The organism is Robertkochia flava (assembly GCF_020166515.1).
Classification (GTDB): Bacteria; Bacteroidota; Bacteroidia; order Flavobacteriales; family Flavobacteriaceae; genus Robertkochia; species Robertkochia flava.
The window spans coordinates 249932-262296 of sequence record NZ_JAINZT010000007.1 but is presented as its reverse complement, the minus strand read 5'-3'; the positions used below and the strand labels follow the sequence as shown (position 1 = coordinate 262296).

Below are 12365 nucleotides of genomic sequence, written 5' to 3'. Positions count from 1 at the left end.
TTTTGCTTTTAATTTTGATGTAAAATTAAGATGCGGAAGCACTTTGGCCAGTAACATTGGTTACACAGAAAACCGCAGAAAAAAGGCCCCGGAAATCCGGAGCCTTTCAAACAACCTTGAAACACCTGGCATTATAGGTTTAAAGCAAGGTTGTAGGGCATATATAATCAGACTTAGGCAAGTTTGATTCCTTGATCCTATCAAATCCTCCGCGAAGATCTGCAAAGTTATCCCATCCTCTTTGTTTAAGTATAGAAGCCGCGATCATGCTTCTGTAGCCCCCTGCACAATGCAGGTAGAACTTCTTATTCCTTGGGAATTCAGCAAGGTGCTTATTGATCTCATTCAGCGGAATATTTTCAGCACCCATAAGATGTTCCGAATCGAATTCGCTCTTTTTTCGGACATCGAAAACCGGTATATCATCGTTGAAAATATTTTCAAAGCTACTTACATCCAGTCGCTCTACACGATCAACTTCCTTACCAGCATCTTTCCAGCTTTGGAAGCCTCCATCGAGGTACCCGATAACACCATCATACCCCACCCTGGCCAATCTGGTAATCGCTTCTTCTTCCTTTCCGGGTTCAGCAATCAGCAGAATCTCCTGTTTCACATCAGGGATCATTTCTCCTACCCAGGGGGCAAAATTGCCCTTTAAACCAATATTAATACTGTTGGGAATAAAACCCTTTGCAAATTCTTCGTCCGCTCTTGTATCCAGAACAAGAGCCTGGGAAGCATTGGCCGTCATTTCGAACTCCTCAGGACTCATAGGGGTTTCCGCCCGATCCCTTACCTGATCGAAGCTGTCATAACCTTTAATATTCATCAGTACATTTTGCGGAAAGTATCCGGGAGGGGTGGTCAATCCGGTTAGCAATTCGTCAATAAACTCTTCTTTGGTCATATCCGCCCTCAGCGCATAATTTGTAGCCTTCTGATTCCCCAGGGTATCCGTGGTTTCTTTACTCATCATTTTTCCACAGGCAGAACCCGCCCCGTGATTTGGATAAACAATGAGATCATCCGGCAAAGGCATGATCTTATTTCTCAGGGATTCGTACAAATAACCGGCCAGTTTTTCTTCTGTCAGGTCCTCGACAACATGTTGCGCAAGGTCAGGTCTGCCCACATCCCCAATAAATAAGGTATCCCCGGTTATAATTCCATGTTCCTTTCCATGTTCATCGATCAGCAGATAGGTGGTGCTCTCCATGGTATGCCCGGGGGTGTGCAGCACCTTAATTTTATATTTACCTACCTGAAATACCTGTCCGTCTTTTGCGATAATAGCCTCGTATCCCGGTTTTGCCGTGGGTCCGAACACAATATCGGCCCCGGTTTTTTTCCTGAGATCCAAATGTCCGCTTACAAAATCGGCATGGAAGTGGGTTTCAAAAACATATTTGATCCTGGCCCCATCCTCAACCGCACGATCAAGATATGGCTGTACTTCACGTAAAGGATCAAAAATAGCTGCTTCGCCATCACTTTCTATATAATAAGCCGCATGTGCAAGGCAACCCGTATAAATCTGTTCAATTTTCATAATTCTTCATGATTTAATAATTGTCTGGTAAAGCTATTACCCCCTAAATTGTTTTGCAGTATCAATTGTTACAAAGGTGAAATCCTGGAAATAAAAAAAGGCTGATATTCATCAGCCTTTTAAAAATTTTATCCGGGTATTTATCAGAGTAATTCTTTTAGGATAATATAAACTCCCATGATCAATACAAACCAACCAAAGGATTTCTTGAGTTTACCTCCTTCAATAAATTTATTGAGCCAGATACCTAAAAAGATCCCCACAACAGAAACCAACGTGAAACTGATCAGGAAATTCCAGTCGATATCCAGATTCTCCACATCCCCGATAAAGCCGATCAGCGACTTTATCGAAATAATAAGCAGGGAGGTGGCCACGGCCCGTTTCATAGGCAGCTTTGCCAACAGCACCAGAGCCGGAATAATAAGGAAACCGCCGCCGGCACCCACAATTCCTGTTAGTACGCCTACTACAGCTCCTTCCAAAATAATGAGAGGGTAATTATAAGACACGGCTTGTTCCCCTTCGATATCCTGATCCTTTCTGCCGCGTATCATGGATACTGAAGCAAGCAGCATAATGATCGCAAAAAAGATCATGATACCCACATCCCGGGTCATGGTGAAATCGCCCAGGGTAAATATTTCTTCAGGGATGGCAGGAACCAGGTATTTTCTTGTTGCATAAACCGCAATAAAAGCCGGAACTGCAAAAACAAGGGCCGTCTTAAAGTCCACAAGTCCCTTTTTCATATTCTTTACAGCACCCACCAGGGAGGTGGTCCCAACAATAAAAAGGGAATATGCCGTAGCAATTACGGGCTCGATAGCCAATAGATATACGAGAACAGGAACGGTCAGGATCGAACCCCCTCCGCCAATCAGTCCCAAAACAACTCCTATTGTAAGCGCCCCAAGGTATCCCAGAATAAGGTGTAATATGTCCATATCATAGTTTTATTTCAGGAGCAAATATAGATCCCGAAAGAAACCGTTACAGTAACAATGGTTACACTTGTGATCTTAAAGATCGACCACCTTGATCTGGTTTCTGTGTAATTTGATTTTACCTTCTTTCTCCAGCGCTTTTAACAGGCGGGAAATGACAACCCTTGAAGTATGCAGGTCGTAAGCAATTTCCTGGTGGGTGGTTTCCAGGCAGTCATCCTGGACGATCTTGGCGCGATCGCGAAGGTACTTCATAAGTCGTTCGTCCATTTTAAGAAAGGCAATGGTATCGATAGTTTCCAGCATTTCATTAAGTCTGGACTGGTAACTCTCCAGCACAAAGGATCTCCAGGATTGGTATTTTGCCATCCATTCCTCCATCTTTTGCACAGGAATCATAATCAGGCGTGTATCTTTCTCGGCAATTGCCCGGATCTCACTTTTATGACTCCCCATACAACAAGTCATAGTCATTGCACAGGTATCTCCCCTTTCCAAAAAATAAAGCAGCAGTTCATCCCCATCCGCATCTTCCCTCATGATCTTTATGGCTCCTGAAACCAGGAGCGGCATGGATTTCACGTAATCGCCGATCTCGATGAGCTTACTTCCTGCGGGAACCTCCTTATAGGTGCCTACCTTATTGATCTCGTTGATGAGCTCTTCCTCAAAAAGATGCCCGTAATATTGCTTTAATTCATTTAGCATAGCGTACAAATTTGGAACAATTCAGCGAATAAAGGTAAACACTTCGCATTAAATTGTATCCCGATTGCATAAATGATAATTTTCTGTTCTGTCCTGAAGCTATTTTTTTATGACCAGTCGCTGACTGAAATACAAATCCCCCCCATTTTCAAGACTAAGGATGTAGATGCCCTGTTGCAGATCATCAACCGGAAGCTGGTACTCGCTGTTTCTGTACCAGTCTGTTCCATTTAAGGATTTCACCAGACTCCCTTTCAGATCATGGATATGGAAAATGGTATTACCTGATACAGAAGGCGGATTCAATCCGGAAATATGGACCAGGCTATTGGCCGGGTTCGGGTACATGACTATCATTCCAGAAGTAATACTATTTGAGGTCAATGAGTTCAAATCAGCCTCTGAGCCGGATTTGGTTTGAACATTTACAACGCTGAAGTTTACTGTTAAGGCCAATCCCGGTGGTGCATTACCTCCTGTTTCATAAGGCGTAGCGGTTAATGTATGTGTACCCGGAGACAGGATTCCCGATCGGTAATCCGAATTCTTTGTACCAAAAAGAGCATAGGGTATTTTTTGCTGGGTGGAAGTGGTAGCATTAGGACCCAGAAGCTCAAAAATTACTTTTCCAACCTCTGCAGGAGCGGTGTTTGCCCGGATATTTAATCCTGCGCCACCTAAGGTGCTGAGATCAATGACGCTTCCATCTACCAGCTCAAAAAGATCGGTATCGGTGTCTGCGTTAACAAGTGTAAAACTAACTACTTCTGAGGTTAATCCAGGTTCGGTTACCCGCACCTTTACAAAGTTTGAATCGCTTAATCCGATACTATCCGTCACCGTAAGCACAGCTGTAAACATTCCTGTTGCTTCATAAATATGGACCGGATCCGGAAGGGTATCACTTATTCCATCCCCAAAATCCCAGTTATAACTGATGATGGGGTTAGTCCCTGGAAGCGACCCGCTACCACTAAAACTTACTTCCAGGGGAGCTTCCCCGGATTTCACATCAGAAACAACCACTGCCGTTGGTCCAACCAGCGGATCGGTCACTGTGATCTCAAGGGAGTCCGTATCGCTTAAGCCCAAACTGTCAGTAACCGTGAGTACGGCCGTGTATATTCCTGAGGCCTGGTAGGTATGCAGCGGATCAGCAATGCTATCCGTGACCCCATCGCCAAAGTCCCAGCTGTATGCCGTGATCGGTTGTCCTCCCGATGTTGAACCGCTGCCGCTAAAGGTCACCTCCAATGGGGCTTCCCCGCTTTGCACATCTGCAGACGCCAGGGCGGTTGGTCCAACCAGCGGATCGGTCACCGTGATCTCAAGGGAGTCCGTATCGCTTAAGCCCACACTGTCGGTTACCGTGAGTACGGCCGTGTATATTCCCGAAGCCTGGTAGGTATGCAGCGGATCGGCAATGCTATCTGTAACCCCATCGCCAAAGTCCCAGCTGTATGCCGTGATCGGTTGTCCTCCCGATGTTGAACCACTACCGGTAAAGTTTACCTCTAATGGGGCTTCCCCGCTTTGCACATCTACAGCAGCCAGGGCGGTTGGTCCGACCAGCGGATCCGTCACCGTGATCTCAAGGGAGTCTGTATCGCTTAAGCCTAAACTGTCGGTTACCGTGAGTACAGCCGTATATATTCCTGAAACCTGGTAGGTATGCAGCGGATCGGCAATGCTATCCGTGACCCCATCGCCAAAGTCCCAGCTGTATGCCGTGATCGGTTGTCCACCGGATGTTGAACTACTGCCGCTAAAGGTCACCTCCAATGGGGCTTCCCCGCTTTGCACATCTGCAGCCGCCAGGGCGGTTGGTCCAACCAGCGGATCGGTCACCGTGATCTCAAGGGAGTCTGTATCGCTTAAGCCCACACTGTCAGTTACCGTGAGTACAGCCGTGTATATTCCCGAGGCCTGGTAGGTATGCAACGGATCAGCAATGCTATCCGTTACCCCATCGCCAAAGTCCCAGCTGTATGCCGTGATCGGTTGTCCTCCCGATGTTGAACTACTGCCGCTAAAGGTCACCTCCAATGGGGCTTCCCCGCTTTGCACATCTGCAGCCGCCAGGGCGGTTGGTCCAACCAGCGGATCGGTTACCGTGATCTCAAGGGAGTCTGTATCGCTTAAGCCCACACTATCAGTTACCGTAAGTACAGCCGTGTATATTCCCGAGGCCTGGTAGATATGCAGCGGATCGGCAATGCTATCCGTAACCCCATCGCCAAAGTCCCAGCTGTATGCCGTGATCGGTTGTCCTCCCGATGTTGAACCACTGCCGGTAAAGGTCACCTCCAATGGGGCTTCCCCGCTTTGCACATCGGCAGCCGCCAGGGCGGTTGGTCCAACCAGTGGATCGGTCACCGTGATCTCAAGGGAGTCTGTATCGCTTAAGCCCACACTGTCAGTTACCGTAAGTACAGCCGTGTATATTCCCGAGGCCTGGTAGGTATGCAGCGGATCGGCAATGCTATCCGTGACCCCATCTCCAAAGTCCCAGCTGTATGCCGTGATCGGTTGTCCTCCCGATGTTGAACCACTACCGGTAAAGGTCACCTCTAATGGGGCTTCCCCGCTTTGCACATCTGCAGCAGCCAGGGCGGTTGGTCCGACCAGCGGATCCGTCACCGTGATCTCAAGGGAGTCTGTATCGCTTAAGCCCACACTGTCGGTTACCGTGAGTATGGCCGTATATATTCCCGAGGCCTGGTAGGTATGCAGCGGATCGGCAATGCTATCTGTAACCCCATCGCCAAAGTCCCAGCTGTATGCCGTGATCGGTTGTCCTCCCGATGTTGAACTACTGCCGGTAAAGTTTACCTCCAATGGGGCTTCCCCGCTTTGCACATCTGCAGCCGCCAGGGCGGTTGGTCCAACCAGCGGATCCGTCACCGTGATCTCAAGGGAGTCTGTATCGCTTAAGCCCACACTGTCGGTTACCGTGAGTACAGCCGTGTATATTCCCGAAGCCTGGTAGGTATGCAGCGGATCGGCAATGCTATCTGTAACCCCATCGCCAAAGTCCCAGCTGTATGCCGTGATCGGTTGTCCTCCCGATGTTGAACCACTGCCGGTAAAGTTTACCTCCAATGGGGCTTCCCCGCTTTGCACATCTGCAGCCGCCAGGGCGGTTGGTCCGACCAGCGGATCGGTCACCGTGATCTCAAGGGAGTCTGTATCGCTTAAGCCCACACTGTCGGTTACCGTGAGTACAGCCGTGTATATTCCCGAGGCCTGGTAGGTATGCAGCGGATCGGCAATGCTATCCGTTACCCCATCGCCAAAGTCCCAGCTGTACGTTTGAACAGAACCCAAACCAGCAGTAGAATTTGATCCTGAAAAATTTATTTCCAACGGCACAACTCCTGAAAGGGTATCAGCCTCTGCTACTGCAACAGGACCATTACTTATAATCCATTGAAAAACTTCATCCACAGGTTGAGATCCACTCTTGGTCACCGATACCGTTACATTATGCACCCCATCACCCGCCGGCCCTCCGGTCAGGGCATTTTCAGATACCACTCCGAAGATCTGTCCGTTCGTGGGTTCTATATCCACGCCTTCCGGCTGACCACTAATGGAATAATTAAAATTTTGTTGAGGGTCTCCTCCCGAGGCTTCAACGGCGATATCAATCTGATCTCCGACCTTATTTACCTGGTTCAGTATCTGGGAAAGGGTGATCGGATCAGCTACATTACTGAGGATTTCAATGGCTGATATTTTTGGTTGGTTCACCCCTCCGGCAGCAGAGGACGAATCAAAAAATAAATTCAGCTGACCATCACTTACAGTTACGTTAAATGATTTCACTACCAGGGTTTCGGCTGCTCCAGCTTCGGCGATAATATCGAAATTATCCAAAACCAACGTATTTTCCAGTGAAACGTCAAACACCCGGCTTCCCACGCCTCCTGAACCGCCTCCTGTAGCTCCCCAATATATCTCAGCGAAGTACAAATTAACCGTATACTCCCCATTCGGAACGGCTATATTGTAGCCTAACTGACTACCGGCAGTTCGCTCCGATTTTAAGAGTTCCGGAACCAATGCAGAGGCATTTGTGTAAACGTATCCTCCCGTAAAACCCTGGTCCCCGAAAAAGGTATTGCCTTCATAGTCTAATTGTACCCCTCCTGCGTTAATACGTAACTCAAAAGCACCCGAAACAGGGGCAACATTTACATTCATAGTGTCTGAATCCGTTAATCCCAGCTCATCAGTTACAGTTAATACGGCTGCATACGAACCATTGCTGGTATAGACATGTGTTGGATTGGCCTCCGTGGAAGAAACACCATCCCCAAAGTCCCATTCATAACCTGATATCACTCCATTTACTGAAGAAGAATTTAACCCGGAGAAAGCAACCTGGAAAGGAGCAGGACCTGAAAGTGTGTCGGCCGATGCTACAGCCTCAGGTCCGTTAGAAACCGTCCATTGGAAATTTTCTTCTGAAGGTTGAGACCCCTCCTTATTTACAGTTACCACAACCTGGTGTATCCCATCTGAGGCTGGACCACCGGTAAGGGCATTTTGAGATATCTCACCTGAAATCTTACCGCTTAAAGAGTCTATAAGAATACCTTCCGGTTGGCCGGTCAAGCTGTACATAAACGCTTTTGCCGGATCTCCCCCAACCGCGGCCACAGTTATATCAGCAAGGTCTCCCGGCTTATTTACCTGTTCGGGAATCGAAGTTATGGTAATCGGGCTGAACTGACCGTTATCGATCCCATAGATCTCAATTGCAGAAATCTTGGGCTGATTTACCCCCCCGTTGGCAGCCAAAGCCGAGAAATACAGATCCAGGTTTTGGTCTGTAACCTCTGTAGTAAAGGATTTGGAGGCTATTGTTTCCGCTCCTACGTCGGCGTAAATGTCATAATTGTCAAGGACAATATTTCCCTCCAGAAAGACATCGAAGACTCGTTTTCCAACTCCTCCACTGCCACCTCCTGTGGCGCCCCAATAGATTTCAGCAAAATGAAGAATTACCTGATAAGTACCATTGACCACAGGAATTTGATATGAAAACTCCGGGGGAGAAGCGCTTCGTTCAGTCTTCAGTAATTCCGGGACAAGGGCATCGGGATTGGTATAGGTTTTCCCTCCTGTAAAATATTCATCCTGTTGAAAAACTTTCCCTTCATAGGTTACCGATCCTCCTCCGGCATTCAGCAATAGCTTATACCCATCATTACTTTGGGACGGCCCTACTTGTATTTCTGTAGTTACAGCATTGGTGGCACCTCTGGAATCCATTACGGTAAGGGATACCGTAAAAGTGCCTTCTGATAAATAAATATGGGAAGGATTGGCCTCTGAGGAAGTTGATCCATCTCCAAAATCCCATTCATAGCTTACAATTCCATCATCATCCAGGGAGTCTTCCCCGGTAAAATTGACTGTCAAAGGGGCATTTCCAGATGTTACCGAGGCCCCGATCTTAGCAATCGGTACCTGATTGCTTGCACTGAAAATTTCAATAGCTGAAATTTTTGGCTGATTCACACCTCCAACAGCTGAGCTGGCATCAAATAGCAGGCTGATCTCGCCATCAGTAACCGTTACGTTATATGATTTAACAACCAGGGTTTCTGCACCTACCTCAGCAAAAATGTCAAAATTATCCAACACAAGGTCCCCCTCCACAATCACATCAAAAACTCTGCTTCCTACACCTCCGTTACCACCACCGGTGGCGCCCCAGTAGATTTCAGAAAAATAGAGGTTTACCTCGTAAGTACCATTTTCCACGGGAATATTATAAAACAATTGAGGAGGACTGGAGGCGGTACGTTCGGTACTCAACAGAGGAGAAACCAGGGCTTTGGTATTGCTGTAAACCTTTCCTGAAGAAAAATACTGATCGGCGGCAAACGCTTTGCCTTCATAATTTTCTGCAGCCCCTCCGGAATTAATACGGATAACAGTAGTATTCAAAATATCCGTCAATTCGCCCTCCAGGGTAACCTGTAAGGGTGAGTTAGCTCCATCATGAACCACATCAAGTTGAGCACTCACCAATCTTGCAGTGTCGTCCGGAGTCAGGGTTACAGGAATGATCTTTGTTTCCCCGGGACCTACCTGAAGAGGTAAAACCGCATTGGTCGAAAAAAGTGTACTATCAGGGCCGGAAAAGATAAGGTCTGAAATTGTTATGGCCTGATCTGTTGCTCCTCCCTGGTTGGTTACCTCCAGGGATAAGCTATTTGCCTCTCCGTTTATGGCCAGGGTTCCGAAAGAGAATGTTTGGGAATTTGCCTGCAGCACTCCTGGCTCATCCAGGGTAATATTCAGGTAGTCCCATGTGGCGGTATAGGTTCCTGCTCCTCCACTGGTACTAATAATACCTACAGCCATCCCCTGAGCATCGGATGGGTCCAGGAAAGAGGCCGGAAGAGTAACCGGTAACCCCAGAGGCATGATTACCCCTCCACCATCCAGAGAATAATATGAATTTACCGTATTCTGAGCAGGATCTATACTCAGGTAAAAGGTCACTGCATTGGCAGAAATTAAACCCGCGACATCAAAATTCTGACTGGAAATCACCGTACCCCCCTCTTCCAGCAGGAGCGTTATTCCGTAGGTATCATCATTTGGATCCGCGCCGTCATCCAGCACCATTTTAAAATAATTATCCTGGTCTCCGGTGCCAATATAAATACCATATTCCTGGCCTGGCTGCGGAGGAAAACCATCAAAAGGAGTTTCTATGGCGGTTTGAATCGTAAAAGGAGGTGAAGAAGTGTCTGCGGCTACGCCAAACTGGAAGGCATACTTCTGGTTATTAACACCTTGCAGGGCCTCTCCATCATCTACCTGATCTACTGTAGCCTTGCCGGCGGCACCCCCAAAGGAAATATTCGTCTCATCAAACTGATCCAGGTAGTCTGTGTTACCGGTCGGGTCCAGCATCAGACCTGTAAATCCCAATCCAAAGAAACCTGTCCCCGGATCATTATTCCAAAATGGATAACTCAGGGGCAAGGACGTAGATAATCCATTTTGAGGATCGATGGCAAAGGCATCTTCCAGATCCGGGATACCGTCATTATCATCATCAGGATCTGAAAGGTCTGAGATCTTATCATTATCATTATCGGTGGGCTGACTCCCGGCAGAACAGGGATTGGTACCATTGGCTATCTCATCTCCGTTGGTAAACCCATCATTATCGTAGTCCAGACTTGCATCATATTCCGGATCTTCGGGTTGAATACAGTTCCCGAAATCTGCAGGTTCAAAAATAGTGACATTATCTGCCCCGTAGGTCACCGCCCATATGGTACCCGGAAAAATTGCATTATCACCAAGGGCGACCACATCCAGTGGTTGACTTCCGAAACCACTGAGAAAAGCATTGTTTTTTAAGATCAGACCACTTCCGGTAGCATCCGTTTTGTACCGGTTTATACTTCCGTTGAAGGAGGCTGTAATAAGATCTCCGGTCATAGCCCCCCCGAAATTGGTTGCCGTATATTCGCTGATACCATTTGTGGAAGAATTCACAATATCAAGGATATTAAGACTGGGATCGTTAATGTCGTCTGTGGTATAATCACCTTGCCGCGGATCTGAAGGAAAGTCTGCTAAAGTGAAAGACTGATTGAGATACCCTGATACTCCCGAAAGGAGATCAGCAAAAGCATAACTTCCCTGTTCTATCCAAGTACTCCCGTCATAAGAATACTTATAGATGCCTGCCTTATCCGGGAAGGCTCTTACGGGTACCGGGTGCCCCCCATAATAGGTTCCATTTCCATCAGTTATATTTCCAATAAGATGCAACTGATCCCCATGAGAAACCCCGTTGGTAATGTTAAACTGGTTGGTTACATAATCTCCCTGCTGACTGTTATAAGTGGTATTGCTGTCATCTCCCTTTAGTGTACCGGTATTGTCATATATGGCAGGCGGACCACCCCATCCCTTATTCGGCCCGTTATCGCTGGTATATATTTTTCCGGAAGATGTTACCACGACATCATAGGCATTTCTGAAACCCGGGGCAAAGATCTGTACCGGTCCACCAGGCTCCGGAAAAGCCTGATTTAAACCATTGTTTCCTCCAAAAGGATCGCCCAGGTCTATGGTCGCGTTATACATCGGATGTTGTGGCCCATACGGAAAGGAAGGGCTCGCATTAGTGATATCCGGGCGCTCCGGATCATTGAGGGTAGGAAGATCATAAATATAGGCCGTTCCAGTTCTGGGGTCTGTAAATGGCCCTCCATTGGAACTCTCCATCTCCTGTATCTGGGACAGGTTCACAATTAACAAGGCTCCGGCCAAAAAGAACTCCGAAGACCCTGCAAAGTTGTTGGAGGGTGCTCCCATGTTTGTATTTCCTCCCTGCTGTACCAGTAAATAATCCTGTCCGTTTGAAGAGAAGATATCCATCCCGTTGGTCGAGTGATTTTCCTCGCATCTCGGTAAGCCTCTTACCAGGTCCACCTTTTCCCATTGCTGCCCGTTCCATTTCAAACGAGAAAGAATTCCGGAATTCGTATCCAGGTTGGTGTCGTTACCCAAACTTCCTCCACCTCCTATCCGCCAATCAGACGAAGTAACATACAGTATTGGATTCTCCGGTGTTCCTGTAGCCAGGATACCGGTGATCTGTCTTATACTTGTCGTATTTTGTGTCCCATCATCATTGTGGTTAGGGGTAGCATTTTTAATGAGGGTTATGGTCTTGGATTCCACCACAGAATAATTTCCCGAACCCGGGGCAGAAGTATCCCTGGCTACTGTAAATTCCCATAGCGTACCGTTCTGTTGAGAAACATAAAGCTTTCCATTAGGGCCAAAACTCAGAGAAGTCGGGTTTACAATGGATTCTCCCTGCAGACCGGTCTGACCGAAACTTATGGTTTGACCCGTTACCACGCCTGTGGAAATCAAAACCACAAGAACTGCAAGTAATAAGGGAATCCAATTGCAGTACAAGCCACCGGAAATCCATTGAAAGGGGAAGCGTAAAATTCTATTCATATACCTGTTGCCTTAAACTGTAATTAATCAACAAACAGCAGGGATCAGGTGAGGAAACACCAAAATTAATCGAAAGCATGTAGATTATGAACTTCAAAACGGGTTTATCGATGTACCACAATTATTGTCGTTAATATATT

General features: G+C 47.2%; 4 protein-coding genes. All 4 read right to left on the bottom strand.

Going from position 1 to position 12365, the window contains the following annotated elements:
- Nucleotides 1-139: 139 nt before the first annotated feature.
- The 4 genes from K7R11_RS12325 to K7R11_RS15115 all read right to left on the bottom strand — a co-directional run bounded on the left by K7R11_RS12325 (nt 140) and on the right by K7R11_RS15115 (nt 12225).
- Nucleotides 140-1552 (bottom strand): MBL fold metallo-hydrolase, encoded by a 1413-nt coding sequence (locus K7R11_RS12325; protein WP_224491039.1) that lies wholly within the window; start codon nt 1550-1552, stop codon nt 140-142.
- 143 nt (nt 1553-1695) lie between these two features.
- Complete coding sequence (locus tag K7R11_RS12320) at nt 1696-2499, bottom strand: sulfite exporter TauE/SafE family protein (protein WP_224491038.1); 804 nt, start codon at nt 2497-2499, stop codon at nt 1696-1698.
- A gap of 75 nt (nt 2500-2574) precedes the next feature.
- On the bottom strand, nt 2575-3207 hold the full coding sequence (locus tag K7R11_RS12315) for a Crp/Fnr family transcriptional regulator (protein WP_224491037.1): 633 nt from the start codon (nt 3205-3207) through the stop codon (nt 2575-2577).
- Nucleotides 3208-3306: 99 nt separating this feature from the next.
- Nucleotides 3307-12225 carry a PKD domain-containing protein gene (locus K7R11_RS15115; protein WP_317196482.1) on the bottom strand — a complete coding sequence of 2973 codons (8919 nt, stop codon included), beginning with the start codon at nt 12223-12225 and terminating at the stop codon, nt 3307-3309.
- Nucleotides 12226-12365: the final 140 nt, after the last annotated feature.